Source organism: Serratia sp. T13T92, assembly GCF_047530105.1.
Lineage (GTDB): Bacteria > Pseudomonadota > Gammaproteobacteria > Enterobacterales > Enterobacteriaceae > Chania > Chania fonticola.
The window spans coordinates 26068-45464 of the sequence record NZ_JBLJAK010000013.1 but is presented as its reverse complement, the minus strand read 5'-3'; the positions used below and the strand labels follow the sequence as shown (position 1 = coordinate 45464).

The window sequence follows — 19397 nt, the reverse complement described above, 5'->3', positions numbered from 1 at the left end:
AATGGAATCTAAACACAACCCCACAAAAAATGTAATGCCATGTTTTTACTGGTAAAAAACAGAAATCATGCGAACAGTCCTAAACAGTGCCATTACAATTGATTCAATGACGTTAATAAGTTAGGTTAGGAGGGCATTTGATTTTGGATAAATAAACATGATCCTGTTAGGTATATCCCTTGTTTTAATAGCCATCGCTGGCTACGCGATTTATCGCCATTTCAAAACTCGTCAGAATAGTGTGTTACGCTCTGGCCGAGGCAATAAAAAGCGCTAAAGCGTCCATTAATCCGCACCCATCAAACCTATGACAGCGGACGGTTTGATTCACCGACTTACCTTTTTGGCCTTCACTTTTCCCCATCTTTCACCATGCCAGCCCGCGTCAACTACTGACGCGGTGCCGTCAATCGGTTACAATTGCAGGCTGTTTTGTGGTTGAGCGTCGCCTGCGATGTGCGGCGTCGTCCCTGCTGGACTGCAAGTTGTGCGCCAAGGCGTTTTGCAGGCCAACAGAGTAAAACCACCTTTTGATCCGGAGGGCGTACTGCACGGCCCTCGTTTGTCATTTAAGGTAACCCGGTGAATATTCAGGCTCTTCTATCAGATAAGGTCAGCCAGGCGCTGATTGCCGCAGGTGCACCTGCCGATTGCGAAGCTCAGGTTCGTCAGTCCGCGAAAGCACAGTTTGGTGACTATCAGGCCAACGGCGTGATGTCCGTTGCCAAAAATCTTGGTATGCCGCCACGACAACTGGCAGAGAAAGTCGTGCAACTGCTGGACCTGGGTGACATCAGCAGCAAAGTGGAAATTGCCGGCCCTGGCTTTATCAATATCTTCCTGAACAGCGAATGGGTTGCCCGCCAGGCCGATGCCACCCTGGGCGCAGCTAAGCTGGGCATTGCCCCCGTTAAGCCGCAAACCATCGTGATCGACTATTCTGCGCCCAACGTGGCGAAAGAAATGCACGTGGGTCACCTGCGCTCCACCATTATTGGCGATGCCGCTGCCCGTACTCAGGAATTCCTGGGCCATAAAGTCATACGCGCCAACCATGTGGGCGACTGGGGTACCCAGTTCGGTATGCTGATCGCCTACCTGGAAAAGATGCAAAACGAGCACGCCAGCGATATGGGGCTGTCGGATCTGGAGCAATTTTACCGCGAAGCCAAGAAAAACTACGACGAAGACGAAGATTTCGCTCTGCGCGCCCGTGGTTACGTGGTCAAACTGCAAGGCGGCGACGAATACTGTCTGAAGATGTGGCGCAAGCTGGTGGACATCACCATGGCGCAGAACCAACTGACCTATAACCGTCTGAATGTCACCCTGACCGAAGATGACGTCATGGGCGAAAGCCTGTACAACGCCATGCTGCCGGGCATCGTTGCCGATCTCAAGGCGAAAGGGCTGGCGGTAGAAAGCGAAGGCGCTACCGTGGTGTTCCTGGACGAGTACAAAAATAAAGACGGCGATCCGATGGGTGTCATCATCCAGAAGAAAGATGGCGGTTACCTGTACACCACTACCGATATCGCCTGCGCCAAATACCGTTTCGAGACCCTGGGTGCCGATCGTGTTCTCTATTACATCGACTCGCGCCAGCATCAGCACCTGATGCAAGCCTGGACTATCGTGCGCAAAGCAGGTTACGTGCCAGACTCCGTCTCGCTGGAACACCACATGTTCGGCATGATGCTGGGTAAAGACGGCAAGCCGTTCAAGACCCGTTCAGGCGGCACCATCAAACTCTCCGATCTGCTGGATGAAGCCGTTGAACGCGCCAGCAAACTGATTGCCGAGAAGAACCCGGACATGCCTGCCGACGAAATGCAGAACGTGGCGAACGCGGTCGGCATCGGTGCGGTTAAATATGCCGATCTGTCGAAAAGCCGTACCACGGACTACATCTTCGATTGGGATAATATGCTGACCTTCGAGGGCAACACCGCGCCGTATATGCAGTATGCCTATACCCGCGTCGCCTCGGTGTTCAAGCGTGCTGGCGTGGATGAAAGCAACCTGACGCTGCCATTGGTGATGACCGAAGAACGTGAAGTCGCGCTGGCAACTCGCCTGCTACAGTTCGAAGAAACCCTCACCGTGGTCGCCCGTGAAGGTACGCCGCACGTGATGTGTACCTACCTGTACGACCTGGCAGGGCTGTTCTCTGGCTTCTACGAGCATTGCCAGATCCTCAACGCCGAAAGCGAAGAAGCTCGTCAGAGCCGCCTGAAGTTGGCTCTGCTGACCGCCAAAACGTTGAAAACCGGTCTGGATACGCTCGGGATCGAAACTGTCGAACGCATGTAATCCCATTCGATAGCCGTAAAAAAGGTCGCATTAGCGACCTTTTTGTTATCTGGTGATTAGCAATGGGGGTATCAATCTACCCGCCGAGCAAAGTCTCTAGGGCGGAAACCAAGGATCCCCAACACCGCGAAGTAGGCAACAATCCCCGCAGCCACCACGACCGATAGACGCAGTAAGCGAGCCAGCATATTGCCCTGATCCCATTCCGGCATCAGCCACATCACGCCAAGCAGTACCGCTGCCATCACCAGCACGGCGACTACCAGCTTGAACAGGAACATCGCCCAGCCGGGTTGCGGTTGGAAAATATCCTGCTTGCGCAGTTGCCAATACAGCAGCGAAGCATTCAGACAGGCCCCCAAACCAATCGACAGCGAAAGCCCGGCATGCTTCAGTGGACCAATAAATATCAGGTTCATTACCTGGGTCAGGATCAGCGTAATGATGGCAATCTTGACCGGCGTTTTGATGTCCTGGCGCGAGTAGAAACCCGGTGCCAGCACTTTCACTACGATCAGGCCCATCAAACCAACCGAATAGGCCACCAGCGCGCGCTGGGTCATCGCCGCATCAAAGGCGGAGAACTTACCGTACTGAAACAGCGAAACGGTTAGCGGCTTGGCCAGGATGCCTAGCGCAATGGCGCTCGGCAAAGCCAGCACAAAGCACAGACGCAGGCCCCAGTCCATCAGGCGGTTATATTGGTCATGGTTACCGCTGGAGAAGCTCTTCGCCAAGGACGGGAGCAGAATGGTTCCCAATGCCACGCCCAACACCCCAGACGGGAACTCCATCAGGCGGTCGGCGTAATACATCCACGAAACCGAGCCGGAGACCAGGAACGAGGCGAAGATGGTGTTGATGATCAGCGAGATCTGGCTGACCGAGACCCCCAGGATCGCCGGCCCCATCTGGCGCATCACACGCCATACGCCAGCGTCATTCAGCTTCAGGCGCGGCAATACCAGCATGCCGATTTTCTTGAGGTGCGGTAATTGATAACCCAGTTGCAGTACGCCCCCCACTACCACCGCCCAGGCCAAAGCCAGCACCGGCGGATTGAAGTACGGCGCGGCAAACAGCGCAAAGCCGATCATGCTGACGTTCAACAGCGTTGGCGCAAAGGCCGGGATGGAGAAACGGTTCCAGGTGTTGAGGATCGCCCCCACCAGCGAGGCCAGTGAAATCAGCAGAATATAAGGGAAAGTGATACGTAACAGCGACGAGGTCAGGGCAAACTTATCCGGCGTATCGGTAAACCCCGGAGCCGTAATAAAGATCACCCAGGGCGCAGCCAGCATGCCAAGCACGGTCACTACCGCCAGCACCAGCGTCAACAGGCCGGAAACGTAGGCAACAAAGGTGCGCGTCGCCTCTTCCCCCTGCTGGCTTTTGTATTCCGCCAGGATCGGCACAAATGCCTGGGAGAAAGCCCCTTCCGCAAAGATGCGGCGTAAAAGGTTTGGCAGCTTGAACGCCACAAAGAAAGCATCCGTAGCCATCCCTGCCCCAAAAACGCGTGCCACGATGGCATCACGCGCAAAGCCCAGCACCCGTGAAAACATGGTCATCGAGCTAACGGCTGCCAGTGATTTAAGTAGATTCATGTGGTTTTTCTGATGAGTACGACGGGTAAATATCAACGCCTGCATTGGCAGGCGTCAGTTGAGTGGCGTTAGTCTACGGCTCCACGCCGTTAATAGCTACCGCCATATGTTACATGGGGTTAACTGGCATCACGCAGCATTTTCTCGATCAATCGCTGGGCGTAAATGGCCTGTTCTCCGGCGGTTTCTGGCACGGTCTGGTTGATGATGGACTGAATAAAATGGTGTACCGCACCGGCAAAACCGCGTTGTTCCAGCGTGGTTTGCCAGCCTGGGGCTGGTTTCTCGAGCACGCCTTGCGGGTCTTCCCGCAGCCATTGGCGCATATCGTTCAGTTGATAGACCGCGCCGTTGGTGACTGCCTGCACACTCTCCCGTTGGCTGCCAGCACGCCGGTGCATGCTGGTCGTAACGATGGTGTCACCACAGGCAAAGTGGTGTTCCGCGTAAAGCATCTCGCCCGCTTCGTTTGCACGCAACTGGCCACTCTGCAAGCTGGCATTCCCGCCTCCCAACCACAGCGCGGTATCCACCACGTGCAGATAATCATCCAGCAAGGTAAAACGCAAATCCTTGGGTCCTACGCTATCGGCGCGGTGTTTATCCATACGGATCGAGGCCGGTAGCTGCATTTGCTGTTTCAACTGGCGATACAGTGGCGCAAAACGGCGGTTGAAGCCCACCATCAGTGCCACGCCCTGCTTTGCGGCCAGCTCGATCAACTGCTCACCCTGCTCTAACGTTTCCGCCAGCGGTTTATCCACATAGACGTGTACGCCCTGCGCCAGCAGTTCACCAACCACCTGAAAATGGCTAGCAGTGCTGCTGTGTACGAACACCGCATCACACTGCTGTGCCAGACTATCAAGGCGAGAGAAATAGGGCATACGATAGCTATCGCATACCGGCTGGGCTTTCTGCTGATTCGGTGAAAAGCCGCCGACAAGCTGCCAGTCCACCGCTTGAGAAAGAATTGGCAGGTAAGCCTTTTGCGCGATACCGCCTAAACCCACGACCCCGATACGAAGTTTACTCATGTGAACCCCGCGCCAGCAGTTGCTGCACCTGTTGTTTCAATTCAGCGACTTCAGCCTCCAGACGCACCACGCGTTCAGTCAATTCACCAGCATTAGCCTCCTCGGCTTCGGCCGGAGCCGCATCAATCTGGCCGCTGAACAGGTGCATAAAGCGGCTCTCACGCTTGCCTGGCTCACGCGGCAAACGCACCACGAACGGCCCATCTTCACGGGTCGTCAACTGTTGCAACACCTCTTCCACTTCGCTGACGTCGTTGAATTCGTGCATCCGGTTTGTGCGGGTACGCAGTTCGCCCGGCGTCTGCGCGCCACGTAACAGCAGGGTCGCAATTACCGCCACTTCGGCTGGCGACAGTTTCAGTTGGCCAAACTCGGAGTTGCAAAAACGCTGCTCATACTTCACTACTCGATTGCCAAAACCACTTAAGGTGCGCAAAAAGTGTCTTCTCAACAGCAAATCGAGCTGCTGCTGGACTTCGCTTTCCGTCAGGTCCATCACCGGCTCGCGGTTGGTTTTTTGATTACAGGCCAGCGTAATGGCATTCAGGGAAAGGGGATATTGGTCAGGGGTGGTCACCTGCTTTTCCATCATGCAGCCGATCACTCGGGCTTCTTTGGCATTTAATTCATATTTCATTGTTACGGCCTCAGCGTGGTGGTTGCCACTCTTTATTGGTCAATGCGGTCAGCACATGATCCTGCCACTGTCCGTCGATCAGCAGGTAATCCTTGGCATAGCCTTCGCGTTCAAAACCGAGCCGGGTCAGCAACGCTCCGCTGCGTTGGTTGTGCGGCATATAGTTGGCCATAATGCGATGCATCCGTTGTTGGCGCTGCATATAACGGATGGCCGTTTGCAACGCTTCGTACATCAACCCCTGTCCCTGCCACTTCTCACCCAGGGAATATCCCAGGAAGCAGGCATGGAACGAACCGCGCAGCACATTGCTGAAGTTGGCCACGCCGCACACATGAAGTTCTTCCGGATCGAGCAGGATAAAATAGTAGGCACTGCCCTGCTTTTGCATTTCCGTGATCATAGCCAGGCGGGCTTGCCAGCCAGAGGGGTAACAGTGGCTATCATCGCGCACCGGTTCCCAGGGCTTCAGGAACGCCCGGTTTTCGGCATAGTATTCGGCCAGGCGGTAGGCATCACGTTCGTGAACTAAACGGACAACCAGCCGGTCGGTGGTAAGGCGTATTTTCGGTGATGCAGAGCGATAGCCAAACATCATTTCCCCCGCGGTCAGAACGGTTCGATAAGAAGTATTGATTGGGTCAACGTCTACGGGCTCAGGCGTTATCTCGCATGACTCATGGCAGACTATCGGCGTAAAACCGCGTATTCCCCCGGTAATATAACCGTAGCCTGCCCGGCAGGTAAGCCCCTTAGCGCTCAGTAAATAGCCAGTTAGCTGTTTTTCCCATTTTTAAGTGTAGTTTTGCCACTCAGGTAACGTATTGACGATTAAAAAATATTATCTATCGCCCCCCTATCAGCCACCGCATATTGGGTAGAGAATAATCTAGGTAGTCTTCCTCTCCTTTTAACTGCTCGTGGTGAAGCATGTCTCTGGTATCGCAAGCTCGGAGCTTGGGTAAGTATTTTTTATTGTTCGATAACCTGTTGGTGGTTTTAGGCTTTTTCGTCGTCTTCCCACTTATTTCTATTCGCTTTGTCGATCAACTGGGCTGGGCGGCCGTGGTCGTGGGCCTGGCTCTGGGGTTACGCCAACTCATTCAGCAGGGATTGGGGATCTTTGGTGGAGCGATTGCCGACCGTTTTGGCGCCAAACCGATGATCGTCACCGGCATGCTGCTGCGTGCGGCGGGCTTTGCCACCATGGCGATGGCCGATCAACCCTGGATACTGTGGTTTTCCTGCGCGCTGTCCGCCATTGGCGGCACCCTGTTCGATCCGCCCCGTACCGCGCTGGTCATCAAACTGACCCGCCCGCATGAACGCAGCCGTTTCTATTCACTGCTGATGATGCAAGACAGCGCCGGTGCCGTAATCGGTGCGTTAATCGGCAGTTGGCTGCTGCAGTACGACTTCCATTTCGTCTGCTGGGTGGGCGCGGGTATTTTCGTGCTGGCCGCTGGTTGGAACGCCTGGCTATTACCCAACTACCGGATCTCTACCATACGAGCGCCGATGAAAGATGGCATGATGCGTGTGCTGCGCGATCGCCGCTTCCTGACCTATGTGTTGACGTTGACCGGCTATTACATGTTATCGGTGCAGGTAATGTTGATGCTGCCAATCGTGGTTAACGAGATCGCCGGTTCGCCGTCGGCGGTCAAATGGATGTACGCCATAGAAGCTGCGCTATCGCTTTCATTGCTATACCCGCTGGCACGCTGGAGCGAAAAACACTTCCGGTTGGAACAACGCCTGATGGCCGGCTTGCTGCTGATGACCCTCAGCCTATTGCCTGTCGGCTTTGCCACCAGCCTGCAAGCGGTGTTTACTCTGATCTGCTGCTTCTACCTGGGATCGATCATCGCCGAACCGGCGCGTGAGACCTTGAGCGCCTCGCTGGCCGACTCTCGGGCGCGCGGCAGCTACATGGGCTTTAGCCGCCTGGGGTTGGCACTCGGTGGCGCATTGGGTTATACCGGCGGTGGCTGGATGTATGACACCGGCAATGCGATGGGCATGCCGGAGTTGCCCTGGTTCCTGCTGGGGCTGGTGGGCTTTATCACGCTGTTTGCCTTGTACTGGCAATTTAATCCGCGTACCGCAGCCCCCGCAATCGTCCGCGGTGGCTGATTTTTGCCCGGGCGCATCCCTTGCGCCCAGTCTCTGGCGACCAACTCTGCCAAAGTTGCTATCCTGATAGTACAAAAAACGGCGCAGAAAGGCTTATGATGGAGCATCATCCCACGACAACCTGCGCAGCGGCCCAGACTGGCTGCTAAACCCGACAACAGGAGCATGCATGAAACTGTTTATTTACGACCACTGCCCATTCTGCATAAAGGCTCGCATGATATTCGGCCTCAAGGATTTGCCGGTGCGTTTGGTGACCCTGCTAAGCGATGACGAAATCACCCCCACCAGCATGATCGGCAAGAAGATGGCGCCAATCCTGCAAAAAGACGATGGTAGCTATCTGCCCGAAAGCATGGATATCGTGCATTACGTCGATAACCTGGACGGCAAACCACTACTGACGGGAAAAACCAATCCGGCCATCGCCGCGTGGTTGCAACACACCGCCACCTACGTCAACAAACTGCTGTTACCGCGCTTTGCCAATGCCGATTTCGAAGAGTTCGCCACTGACAACGCGCGCCGCTATTTCAGCGACAAAAAACAGGCCGCCAGCGGTGATTTTGCTGTATTACTGGCCGACAGCGCCGACCTCATCGCCCAATTGGAAGAGGATCTGGCCACGCTCTCCCCGCTGATCCAGTCATCGGAAGCGGTCAACGGCACGCTCAGTGAAGATGATATCCATCTGTTCCCGCTGTTACGCTCGCTGTCGATCGTGGCCGGTGTCGCCCTGCCGGACAACGTGGAGGCTTACCGCAACCACATGGCGCAGCGCGTTGATATTCCGTTGCTGTTCGATATGGAGCAATGATCCACATCGGCGATAAGGGAGTCACGCGCAGATGCTAAAAATGTTTTTTGTCACCGCTCGTGACCGCGCCAGGCTGCAAGAAATTTCTTCCGTACTAATCCGTTACGGTTTGCAGGATGTCATCAGGCTGCTAGGGTTAGGCAAGATGCTTGGCGGCCTGAGAAGCGGCGGCGTGGAGGTCGATAATCAGACATTGCCAGAACGTCTGCGCGCGGCCCTGGAGGCTTTAGGGCCAACCTTCGTTAAATTCGGCCAGATCCTGGCCACCCGCACCGACCTGCTGGAACAGCGCTGGACCGACGAGCTGGAGCGCCTGCATAGCCAGGCGACAACCCTACCCTGGGATAAGCTGGCCGCGCAGATCACCGCCGATCTGGGCGGTGATCCTCAGCAGGTATTTGCCCAATTCGATCCCATCCCGCTAGCCGCCGCCTCCATGGCGCAAATCTACCGCGCCCGCCTGCACAGTGGCGAGTCGGTGGTGGTGAAAGTGTTGCGTCCAGGGTTAGCCAAAACCATTCATGCCGATCTGCGCCTGTTGGCCTATCTGGCAGAAACCGTGGAGCAACAAAGCCCGGCACTGGCGCGTTATCGCCCGCACCAGATGGTGCAAACGCTGGCCACCGCGCTCAATCACGAGCTGGATCTGACGCATGAAGGTAATAATTGCGATCGGGTTGCGGAACACTTTGCCAAACAGCCCGACGTGGTGATCCCGAAAATTTATTGGCAGCACTCGTCAAAACGCCTGCTGGTACAACAATATCTGCCCGGCATCGCCCCCGAAAACCCGCAGCAATTAGCCGACGCCGGGTTCGATGGCCCGTTGCTGGCACAGCGTGGCGCGCAGGCATTTATGACCATGGTGCTGGAACATCGGCTTTATCACGCCGATCCTCATCCCGGTAACGTAATGGCCCTGGGCGACAACCACGTAGGGTTTATCGATTTTGGCATGGTTGGCCAGTTGTCGGAAAGGCGGCGTAACCAACTTCTGCTGTTGCTGCAGGCCATTGCGGAGCGCCAGAGCGACGGCATCGTCAATACGCTGATCGCCTGGTCTGACAGCCAGGAACTGGATCTGACCGATCTGGAACAGGCTGCGCAAAACTTTCTCGATAAGCAAGCCTCAAGCACCCTGACTCTGGGCAAGGCACTTACCGACCTGTTGGTGATGGCCCGTGAGCATCAGCTACCGTTACCTCCCGATCTGGTGCTGTTATTCAAGGCGCTGATCACCGCGGATGGCGTTTTACACCGCCTGGATCCCGCCTTTGATATCGTAGCCACCCTTAAACCGATGTTGCGCCAGGTGATGCTCCAGCGCTATACACCCGAAGCGCTGCGCCGTCGTGCTCTATTGCTGGGTGGTGAGGCGCTGGATGCCGGAGAGGAACTGCCACAGGCCATTCGTTTGCTGATGCGCCGTTTAAAGCAGGGCAAGATCGACGCCGAAATCAACGTCAAGAACCTCGGCCAGCTCAGCAAAGCTTTGGAACGTGCGGCGGTCACGCTGGCCATTGCGATCGTCACGGCGGCATTCGCACTGGGGCTGGCTCCTTATCTGATGCGTTCCACCAGCCAGCTGTGGGGCATTCCTCTGTTCCCCGCGCTTGGCGGGTTAACCTGTCTGGGAGGCGTGGTGCTGTTGGTATGGCGGCTGCGGCGATAGGTAATTTCAGCCTTATCCGACTAGGTAAAAAACCCTTTGCGCCGCGTCATCTGTTATCCTGCGAGCTGAAATTTTTCTTTGCTGGCAGTCACCTTTGGTTTGCAACAGTCAAAGTCTGCCGCATTTTCGTTTTACGAGGTTTGAATGAAGAAGATCCTGATGGGCATGGCTGCCCTGGTCGTTGCCGGTACGCTTGTCGGCTGTAACCAGCTTACCCAATACAGCGTCAGCGAGCAGGAAGTGAATAATTACCTGCAAAAACACAACGACTACCAAAAGCAGATCGGCGTGCCGGGGTTGGTTGATGCCAATATTGTGTTAACCCAGTTGCAGAGCCAGATTGGCCGTACAGAACCTAATAAGGTCACGCTTTCCGGCAATGCCAAGGTCAATATTACTTCGATCCTCGGGCCACAGGCCGCCGATTTGCAGTTAACGTTGAAGGCGCAACCGGTCTACGACCGCGAAAAAGGAGCGATCTTCCTCAAGGAAATGGAATTGGTCGATTATCAGGTGCAGCCGGAGAAGATGGATACGGTGATGAAGGCTCTGTCGCCTTACCTGAATCAGTCGTTGAAATCGTATTTCGATCAGAAACCGGTGTATGTTCTCAATGCGGATAAGAGCAAAACGGAAGCCATGGCACTCAAGCTGGCTAAAGGGTTGGAAGTGAAGCCCGGTCAGTTGGTGATCCCGTTCACCGATTAATTCTTTTGGGCGCAGTCTAGGCTGCGCCCTCTCACATTTACTCTTCTTCGTCCTGCCCTTCTTCACCTTGTTCATACTCTGCTAGCTCATCACACATGGCGGCAATGGCATGGCGAGCTATCTCTGCCAGAGTACGGTAAAAACCGCTGGTGGCGTGTGCCTCGACCTTACCCAGGAAGCGGCCACACCAAGGCAGCAAGAACTCGTTAAACAGCGTGATTTGCGCCTGGACTTCATCTTCCTGCGACTGATCTTCCAGCCAGGAGGCGGCCAACAACAGCGAACCGAAATGATCGGCTGGCGCTTCACCTAATGGCATCCCACGCTGCTGGAGAAATACCCGCACGTCCGCTTCGCTGGCCCCTTCAACGTAGGACGAACGCAGTGGTGAGACGCTGCACTCGCTGCCGACAAACAGAGCGTTAAAATCGGCGGCCAACTGCGGATCGGTACAATGCTGTTGCAAACGAGTCAGCAGTTCGTCCTGCTCGAGCGGCCAGTGCTGCTGCAGTTTGCCCTCTTTGATCAAGGTAAACAGTGGCTCCAACAACGGATCCTGCGGCTGGCGGTAAAACAGCGTGCCCAACACCCGGCAGACAACGGAAAACTCATTCATGATAACACCCTATAAAACTAAAATTTGCCGTGACGATGTCACAGATCGGCTAATTCCGCAATTGCCGGTCTGCCACGCTGCTCAAGAAAGTTCAGGATCCGGCGCGGTGACACGTTTAAAACGCGCTCCTGCGGGAAATCCACTTCCTCAAGGATACGCTCGCAGTGTTCAAAACCACCTAGAGCAAAAGCCACGTGCGAGTCAGAGCCTAATGCCAGCCAGCCGCCAGCGTCACGCACTGCGGCAGCTATCGCACGGCAATTTGATTCACTGCCCTTACGGGAATGAATAAACGAAGAGTTATTCAGCTCCAACGCTACCTGATATTTGGCTGCCGCTGCGGCTATCGCCGGGATATCGACCGGATATTTTGGGTTGCCCGGATGGCTGATGATATGGACATCGCCCTGCACCATGGCGGCAATCATCGCCTCGGTGTTGGCGGCCCGATCCTGCGGAGCAAATACCGGCTCATGGAACCCGGCAATAATCAGATCGATTTCGTTGAGCATGGGTCCGGTGCAGTCGATATCACCGGCCAGGTTTTTGATATTGGCCTCAATACCGCGCAGAATGCCAATGCCATCCACCAGACGTGGCCACACACGCATGTTCATAAAGTGCCAGTAGTGTGGCGCATCGGCCATATCCGGCCCATGGTCGGTGATGGCGAACAGTTTGATGCCTTTGTGTTTCGCTTCGGCGATATAGTCGTGCAGGGTGCTATAGGCATGGGTACTGGCTACGGTATGCATATGTAAATCAACGGGGTACATTCTTTCTCCTTCTTAGGCGCTCGCCAGGGTCAGCGGATGGCGGCCAATCCTTGTTCATGATAGCAGTTAACGCCGCTAGCGACATGTTAACGGATTGGGAAAGCATCAATAGCCACGCTGAATATCAACCAGTCCAGCAGGCTGTTCACCCGCCTCAAGCCGCAGGAGATTGGCACTAACCTGATCCATCGCCTGTTCCGGCAGAGTAACAGCAGCAATATGCGGGGTAATCGTGACACGGGGATGACGCCAGAAGGCATGAGCGGACGGCAAAGGTTCGTTGACAAAGACGTCAAGCATGGCGGCCGCCAGTTGCCCTTGTGCCAACATCGCCAGCAGATCGTCTTCCACCAGATGGGCACCGCGCGCAATGTTGATCAGGTAAGCACCTGGCACCAAACGGCTAAACAGCTGGCGATTAAGGATACCCGCAGTTTCAGGCGTATTGGGCAACAGGTTGATCAGCAACCGCGTGCCATCAAGAAACGCCGCTAACTGAGGTTGCCCGGCAAAACTCTGTACGTGCTCAATCTGCTTGGGGCTGCGGCTCCAGCAGCGGACGTTAAAACCGAACGCCACCAGCTTTTGCGCCACACTTTTCCCCAATACCCCGGCGCCCAGAATGCCGATGGTGAAATCACTCTGCTGATGAGGCTCAAGCGGCAACCAGTTCTGCTGCTGTTGCTGCAACTGATACTCATCAAAACGACGAAAATAGCGCAACACGCCAGCCAGCGCGTATTCATCCATCTGCTGCGCCATGCCGGTATCCTCCAGCCGGATTAGCGGTACTCCCGCCGGTAGGACACCGGGATGCTGACGTTCCTGCTCAAGAATGGCGTCTACTCCAGCTCCCAGAGCAAAGATCCCTTTCAGATCGCGGCGGTTGGCCAGCATCTCATAGGGTGGCCGCCATACCAGCGCGTAGTCCGCCGGACGATCGTCCCCAGGCTGCCATGCCCGGATATTCGCCTGTGGTAAACGCTTCGCCATTCCTGCCAGCCAATCTTGCGCATCAAAAAACGGGTGATAGAAAATAATATTCACTGCCGGTTCCCTTGTTGGGTGGATTTTTAGCTATCCTTTCGCGCTTTGCCGCACTATGCAAGAATAAACTGACAGGGAGAAGGAGGAATTATCGTGCGACAAATCAGCAGATTGCTGGAAGTTTGGCTAAACGCACACGGTTATGGCACAAGGCTATTGACGCTGGGATCAGATTCTCCTACATTAGCGCCCGTCGACAGCGTAAACCGTTGCCGATGACAAAACGGTGAGGTGTCTGAGTGGCTGAAGGAGCACGCCTGGAAAGTGTGTATACGCGTAAGTGTATCGAGGGTTCGAACCCCTCCCTCACCGCCATCTTAAATGAGAAAGCCTGAATTCACATTCAGGCTTTTTTATTGCATGTACCACACTCTGGGAGGGGTGAGAATCCTCGACAGGGTTCGACAAAATGGCTCGCATCGCAGAGACATTTTGGACGGCCGACCGGCCGCCCGTAGGGTGAGCTTGCGAATCAAGCCCTCCCTCATCGCCATATTATAAGAAAGAGTCTGAACTAACGTTCAGACTCAGATTGATGACAAAGTGGCAATATTGCTGAATGGGTCGGGATCTATCTATACCAGTATTTGCTAACCCATTGATTATCCAGACGGGCGCAGCATGCAGCGCCCCTACATTGTAAGCCCGGTGAGGGTTTGCCAGTAGCCTCAGTCTGAACTAACATTAAGCTGTCCAAAGATATTCTTATCGGTTAACCGATCGGGATGGCACACCGGCACCAGTCTCTCCTCAAAGAGTACCTGCCTACGCATGCCTGCCCATACTGGGTGCTCGAAATGAATCGCCGCGTCAAATCCGCTCCCGGAGAGAAGCAAGGGATCGGTTCTGGCCGCGATATTTAACGTGATGTCCGTGTATAAGGATTGGAAGCCGCTGAGGCGAGGGATCCGAGCATTCTGTAAATCTCAGAAATGACCTGCATTGTTGCGTCTTCGATTCTTCCTTCATTACGGCATAAAACCCAGCCGTGATTTGCAATTTCTCGCTCGAATGCCCTGGTACAAGCGACATGCTCCTCCACCTTAGAAATCACTGTACTGCCTAGCCCACGCGATCGGGCCGCGGCCCTTGCCCATGAAATATCAGGCGCAGTAATCACCCCGACATGCAGGTCTGGCGCTCGCACGTTTCGTTCAATATTAAGCTGTAAAATCTCTGCGAATGGAACCATTCGCCGAAACGCTGCGTCCGAAGGGTACCAGCGATCCATCAAGATAATGCTGTCCGGTGGCTGCTTAGTCAGCACATGCTGTGAAATCCAAGCACGGCTATCAGCAAAGCGCTCACAAACCTCCAATTCCAAATCCAGGGTGGGATTTCTGGCGTGCTTGTTAACGAGGGCCATTGTTTCCGCCCTGTAGGGATCGCTTTTTTTCTCGCAGAGTCGGATCACCTTCTTGTTGTCAGCCCTTAGTTCTTTCGTAATGGCCTCTAACAGTGTGGTTTTACCGGCTCCCTTGGGCCCATCCAGAGAAACAAACAACTGACGACTCATTCTTTAAATGACGATGGGTATACGGTTTTTGTAAAGCCTACATCTTGCAAAAGCATCTTCCTTCTTTCGTACGAGTTGTATGTCGGCCTGACTAGACCTGTTAAAAGTGTTGCGATTGTCTTTAATGGTGGCGCTGCTTTTAACTTTAATGGGATTAAAATTTACACTGCAGAGTAGGACCATGAGGGTCTCACAGTCTTACTCTGCTTCTTGTTATCATTGAGTTATGTTGATGCGTCCGCTTCTGGCACATCACGGACATTTCAACTTTGCCCTACCGCACATCTGAACTCATTACCTACTTTGCAAAAACATAGTTGGTTCGCAAAATGGCCCCCTCCCCGCCCCTCAAATCAGCTTAGCTTCCCTAAGCTCACTCTTCAGATAGGCATAATAGATAGGAGCGGCAACCACGCCTGCCAGGCCAAATGCGGCCTCAAAGACCAACATCGCCAGCAAGATCTCCCAAGAGTTAGCCCTGATTTTAGTGCCGACAATACGGGCATTAAGGAAGTACTCAAACTTGTGGATCACGATCAGGTAGAGCAGCGCAATCAGTGCCACTCCGAGTGAAACCGACAGGCCAGAGATGAAAACAATGGTATTGGAGATCAGATTGCCGATCACCGGCAGCAGGCCAAAGATAAAGGTAAACACCACCAGCGTTTTCGCCAACGGGATATGGATCCCACACAGCGGTAGCACACCAAGGATAAAGATAGCCGAGAAGAAGGTATTGATTGCCGATATTTTAACCTGAGCAAACACAATATTGCGGAACGCCTGCGATAACAGCGAAATCCTTTTCATCAGCTCACTTTTCAGTAATGGCCGCTCCTCGCTGCTATCAATGTTATACAGTGAGACTATGGCACCGAGCACCATCCCGATCAGCATGGTCACCAGGCCATGCAGTACGCTCTTACCCATCGTCTGCAGCAGCGCTATGTGCTGTTGCATCCGGCTCAGGATCTCGTTCTTCAGTTCTTCCACACTCAACGGCAGGTAGCCCGGCATATATTTTGCCACCTCTTGCTGGACATCCTGCAGGATGAACGCAATACGGGTGTTAATGGCAGAGATATTCTTCATATCCTGCATCAGATAGCCGACGATACTCCCCACAATGGTGATCAACAGGCCGACCACCAAAGTACTGATCACCGCCACAACCAGCCATCTGGCCCGATGGCCACCGATGACCTTCTGAAAATGTGGCGTCAGGATATTCACGATCTCGTAAACCAGAAAACCAGCCATAAAGCAGGTAAGAAGATGCAACGGCAGCAGCAGCAGGATCCCCCCCATCACAAAGATGAAACTGATTATCCTGGCCTGTTTGACATTCATTATCTGCATTGTTACTCGCTTGTCCCTGAGGGGATAGAATTTTTAAGCACCTGTTTAGTATTATATTTCATTTATCATGTCCACCAGAACACGACAAGCTAAATTCATCCAACCTCAAGCCGGAAGCTTGGGCTTTTTCCCTAATAGCTCTCAGGCTCTGCGGGATGGCTGTCCCCTAGCACATGTGGCGATTTCACGAATACCCCTTTCCACGGCACCGAGCCAGTATTGACCAGAAAATGCGCCTCACCAGGATCACACTGCAACACATCCCCTTCACGTAGCATGTGCATATCCCCTTCCAGATACAGACAAACCTCCCCGCTGAGACTATAAAAGACTTCGCAAACCTCCTTGTGGCGATGATTTCTGAATGACTGCCCTGGTTGCAACACCACGACGCCCATATCGCACATCGGGCCGCGGATCAGGTATTTCGGGCCATTGTCACCGAAGCGATAGTCGTGAGCCATTTCATTAGTCTTGAGCATGATTACTCTCCTTTAAAGGCCGGGAGCCTTCCACATTGACGTCGTCAACCCGTGATCGACCAAACCAAGTTGATCCAGATACACCTCCAGCCATTTTTGACGTGCCTGTTGATAAACCTCACTGTTTTCTGGATTCGGGATATGTTCCCTATCCCAACGCACCAGGCTCTCCCCCGCATCCGCCAACGACGAATAGACTCCTACCCCCACTCCAGCGGCAATAGCACATCCCAGCGCGGTCGCTTCCTTGACCACCGGGACTCGTACGGTCAGCCCGGTGACATCGGCCAGGATCTGACTCCAGAGCGTCCCCTTTGAACCGCCACCGGCAAACACCAGTGAATCGGCCTTGATACCTGAAAACTCGGCGATTTGTTGCAGATTACAGGCCGACACGATAGCCGCGTTCTCTTCCAGGGCGCGGAACAGCGTGGCTTTGTTGCACTTTTCCGGATCGATTGACAGGTTGATAAATGAGGGGGCGGCGTGATACCAGTTCTTAAAGCGCATGACATCGGAGAAGATGGGCATAACGCCATAAGCACCTGATGGTACACGCCTGGCCATATCCTCCAGCAACGCATAGGTATCCACGCCCAGACGTTCACCAATCAGCTTCTCCTCGGCGCAGAAGGCATCACGAAACCAGCGCATGGTCAGCCCGGTAAAAAAGCTGATGGATTCAGCCTGGACCATGTCTGGGATCACATGCGGGTTAATGCGCACATTCATATTGGGATCGGTAACCGGCGCAGGAAGGTTCACGACCTGCTGCCAGAACGTTCCCCCTAATACGGCGATCTGCGCTGGTCTGACGATGCCTAGCCCCACGCATCCCAATTGAACATCACCGCCCCCGACAATCACCGGTGTGCCAGCCCGCAGACCTGACAGTGTGGCAGCGTTGTCCGTCACCGCCCCCAGCGGGGTTCCCGTCTCTTTTACCGGTGAAAGAATGTCCGAACGCAGGCCCGCCATTTCCAACAGGCCTTTTCTCCAGTCTCGCGTGACCAGATCAAGCAACCCGGTAGTCCCGGCATTTGACGGATCGACCGCAAGTTCACCGCTGAGCATATAAGCCAGCCAGTCACTGATCATGGTGACCGCGGCTGCCTGGCGATAGATATCAGGGCGGTAGTGCGCCAACCACAGCAGCCGGGGCATTGCGCTGAGTGCCAGCGTCTGCCCTGAACAACGGTAAACCTCATCTTCAAAAGTATGGTTGTGGATCTCTTTTAACTCGCTGACCTCACGCGTTGCCCGTGCATCTACGTTGGCGCATGCCCAGATTGGCTGACCTTCTGCATCATAGATCACAATCCCTTCACGCATTGAACACGCAGCCACGGACGCAATCGCCTCCGGCGCAATGGCCGCCATCTTTAACGCTTGATGGATGCATTGGCAGGTGAGGTGCCAGTTTTTGGCAAGATCGAATTCCATGGAGCCCGGTACATCAGGAACCGCCAAATGTAGCCATTCGGCTTGCCCTACTGAGACTTGATTGCCTTCCAAATCAAAAATTACCGCTCTGATGCTGCCGGTACCGGCATCCAGAGCCATCAGGTATTGGCCTGATGTGGCAGGAGTACAGAGTCGAGCCATGTGTTTGTCCTCGGCTGGTGTTTGAGACAGTCTGTTACATCGTTATTAACCTTTACTTTCCAATAAGTTTGAGCATTTCTGCCGCCGTGTCCTGATCGGTGACCAAGGCGTTGATATAGCCACCCTTCAATGCCGCCACGATCGCTTCAGCTTTTGGTACTCCCCCCGCAACCCCGACAACGGTAGGTATGGTGGCGAGTGCACTTAAACTCAGTCCTATCAATTCTTGATGGATCTGCATGTCGGGAATGATTTCGCCGCTGGCATCAAAAAAGTAGCCGAGAATATCGCCAACGGCACCTTTGCGGCCAATCATCAACTGCTCGCCTTCGGTGATATAGCCAGCGCGTAAAATGGTGGCGGCATCTTTTTGACTCACCGCACCGATCCCAACAACGGCGACATCGGCAGCCTGGGCCGCCAGCAGAACGTCCCTGACGCTATTTTCATCCCGCAGAGTGCGGGCAATATCGGCAGAGGAAGCGCGCAACGGAGCTGGGATCATGCTGACACTGCAGGCGGCATCCAACTGACCAATCCCGGTCATATAAGGCCCTACACCACCGGAAAGCGTGACCAGCCGAATTTGCTGCGAAGAAATGAAACCGCTGAGCCTTTTCAAGGTGCTCATGGTGGCCTCACCAAATCCCGCCGCCAACAGCTGCTGCGGCTCCAGAGACTCCATCAGCATGTGTGCCGCCCCGATCCCCAACCTCGCGCTGTCATCAGCCTCGGCCAAGGCGGGTAATACGCGAATGTTTTTCAGGTCAAAGTGTTTTTTCAATGCATCTTCATACTGTAGGCAACCTTCAAAGCGAGAGTTAATCTGCACCCGAATAATCCCAGACTGATGCCCTTTCTCCAGCAAACGCGAAACTTTAAGGCGCGTCAGCCCAAGCCGGGCGCTAATCTCGCTTTGCGTCAGCCCGTCGTGATAGTAGAACCAGGCGATACGGGCGACCTGCTCCTCCTCACACATGCCATGTTCGGGTGTCAACGCACTGTCATTTATCGTCATAAATCCGCTTCTCTTTGAACATTTTTAAATCTTGAACACAATTGTTCCGCT

At 54.3% G+C, this 19397-nt stretch carries 17 protein-coding genes, 1 tRNA gene and 1 pseudogene; 6 read left to right on the top strand and 13 right to left on the bottom strand.

The window, feature by feature from the left end; genetic code table 11:
* The first annotated feature begins 582 nt into the window (after positions 1-582).
* Complete coding sequence (gene argS / locus ACMV5I_RS14210; RefSeq protein WP_202672686.1) at positions 583-2313, top strand: arginine--tRNA ligase; 1731 nt, start codon at positions 583-585, stop codon at positions 2311-2313.
* A 71-nt stretch (positions 2314-2384) separates the two neighbouring features.
* Here the strand turns inward: argS and murJ are convergent, their stop codons facing one another.
* From murJ to rimJ, 4 genes are all read right to left on the bottom strand, one after another.
* On the bottom strand, positions 2385-3920 hold the full coding sequence (gene murJ, locus ACMV5I_RS14205; protein WP_024530484.1) for a murein biosynthesis integral membrane protein MurJ: 1536 nt from the start codon (positions 3918-3920) through the stop codon (positions 2385-2387).
* A gap of 119 nt (positions 3921-4039) precedes the next feature.
* A complete protein-coding gene (locus tag ACMV5I_RS14200; RefSeq protein WP_121607046.1) occupies positions 4040-4957 on the bottom strand; it encodes a Gfo/Idh/MocA family protein in 918 nt (305 codons plus the stop codon).
* Positions 4950-5594: a YceH family protein gene (locus ACMV5I_RS14195; protein WP_121607047.1), complete on the bottom strand. Its 645-nt coding sequence runs from the start codon at positions 5592-5594 to the stop codon at positions 4950-4952. Before ACMV5I_RS14195 ends, ACMV5I_RS14200 begins: the two co-directional genes overlap by 8 nt.
* Positions 5595-5604: 10 nt before the next feature.
* The gene (gene rimJ, locus ACMV5I_RS14190) at positions 5605-6189 is read right to left on the bottom strand and encodes a ribosomal protein S5-alanine N-acetyltransferase (RefSeq protein WP_024486700.1); all 585 of its coding nucleotides are present in this window, start codon (positions 6187-6189) and stop codon (positions 5605-5607) included.
* 335 nt (positions 6190-6524) lie between these two features.
* On the opposite strand from rimJ, the gene mdtH reads away from it, so the two are divergent.
* The 4 genes from mdtH (at position 6525) to ACMV5I_RS14170 (ending at position 10927) form a co-directional block, all read left to right on the top strand.
* Entirely contained in the window at positions 6525-7730 is a 1206-nt protein-coding gene (mdtH, locus tag ACMV5I_RS14185) for a multidrug efflux MFS transporter MdtH (protein WP_024486699.1), read from the top strand.
* Positions 7731-7899: 169 nt separating this feature from the next.
* Complete coding sequence (gene grxB / locus ACMV5I_RS14180; protein WP_414824624.1) at positions 7900-8547, top strand: glutaredoxin 2; 648 nt, start codon at positions 7900-7902, stop codon at positions 8545-8547.
* A 31-nt stretch (positions 8548-8578) separates the two neighbouring features.
* Positions 8579-10219 (top strand): ABC1 kinase family protein, encoded by a 1641-nt coding sequence (locus ACMV5I_RS14175; RefSeq protein WP_414824623.1) that lies wholly within the window; start codon positions 8579-8581, stop codon positions 10217-10219.
* 144 nt (positions 10220-10363) lie between these two features.
* Positions 10364-10927: a lipoprotein gene (locus ACMV5I_RS14170; RefSeq protein WP_121607049.1), complete on the top strand. Its 564-nt coding sequence runs from the start codon at positions 10364-10366 to the stop codon at positions 10925-10927.
* Positions 10928-10964: 37 nt separating this feature from the next.
* Here ACMV5I_RS14170 and ACMV5I_RS14165 read toward each other — a convergent pair whose 3' ends face one another.
* The 3 genes from ACMV5I_RS14165 to ghrA all read right to left on the bottom strand — a co-directional run bounded on the left by ACMV5I_RS14165 (position 10965) and on the right by ghrA (position 13366).
* The gene (locus ACMV5I_RS14165; RefSeq protein ID WP_121607050.1) at positions 10965-11543 is read right to left on the bottom strand and encodes a molecular chaperone; all 579 of its coding nucleotides are present in this window, start codon (positions 11541-11543) and stop codon (positions 10965-10967) included.
* 38 nt (positions 11544-11581) lie between these two features.
* Complete coding sequence (locus ACMV5I_RS14160) at positions 11582-12319, bottom strand: phosphatase (RefSeq protein WP_121607051.1); 738 nt, start codon at positions 12317-12319, stop codon at positions 11582-11584.
* A 105-nt stretch (positions 12320-12424) separates the two neighbouring features.
* Positions 12425-13366 carry a glyoxylate/hydroxypyruvate reductase GhrA gene (gene ghrA, locus ACMV5I_RS14155; RefSeq protein WP_121607052.1) on the bottom strand — a complete coding sequence of 314 codons (942 nt, stop codon included), beginning with the start codon at positions 13364-13366 and terminating at the stop codon, positions 12425-12427.
* Positions 13367-13591: 225 nt separating this feature from the next.
* Between ghrA and ACMV5I_RS14150 the strand changes: the two genes are divergently transcribed.
* Positions 13592-13681 (top strand) — tRNA-Ser (locus tag ACMV5I_RS14150).
* A 368-nt stretch (positions 13682-14049) separates the two neighbouring features.
* Here the strand turns inward: ACMV5I_RS14150 and ACMV5I_RS14145 are convergent.
* From ACMV5I_RS14145 to lsrR, 6 genes and pseudogenes are all read right to left on the bottom strand, one after another.
* Positions 14050-14274, bottom strand: a pseudogene (locus ACMV5I_RS14145) (LysR substrate-binding domain-containing protein); the annotation flags it as partial.
* On the bottom strand, positions 14226-14882 hold the full coding sequence (locus tag ACMV5I_RS14140) for a dTMP kinase (RefSeq protein WP_414824622.1): 657 nt from the start codon (positions 14880-14882) through the stop codon (positions 14226-14228). The pseudogene ACMV5I_RS14145 and the gene ACMV5I_RS14140, both read right to left, overlap by 49 nt.
* 348 nt (positions 14883-15230) lie before the next feature.
* Positions 15231-16241, bottom strand: a complete 1011-nt coding sequence (locus ACMV5I_RS14135) for an AI-2E family transporter (protein WP_174333543.1) — start codon at positions 16239-16241, stop codon at positions 15231-15233.
* A gap of 131 nt (positions 16242-16372) precedes the next feature.
* Positions 16373-16723: a cupin domain-containing protein gene (locus tag ACMV5I_RS14130; RefSeq protein ID WP_414824620.1), complete on the bottom strand. Its 351-nt coding sequence runs from the start codon at positions 16721-16723 to the stop codon at positions 16373-16375.
* Positions 16724-16735: 12 nt separating this feature from the next.
* Positions 16736-18328: an autoinducer-2 kinase gene (gene lsrK, locus ACMV5I_RS14125; protein ID WP_414824619.1), complete on the bottom strand. Its 1593-nt coding sequence runs from the start codon at positions 18326-18328 to the stop codon at positions 16736-16738.
* A gap of 52 nt (positions 18329-18380) precedes the next feature.
* Positions 18381-19346, bottom strand: coding sequence for a transcriptional regulator LsrR (gene lsrR, locus ACMV5I_RS14120; RefSeq protein WP_162304244.1), 966 nt, complete (start codon positions 19344-19346; stop codon positions 18381-18383).
* Positions 19347-19397: the final 51 nt, after the last annotated feature.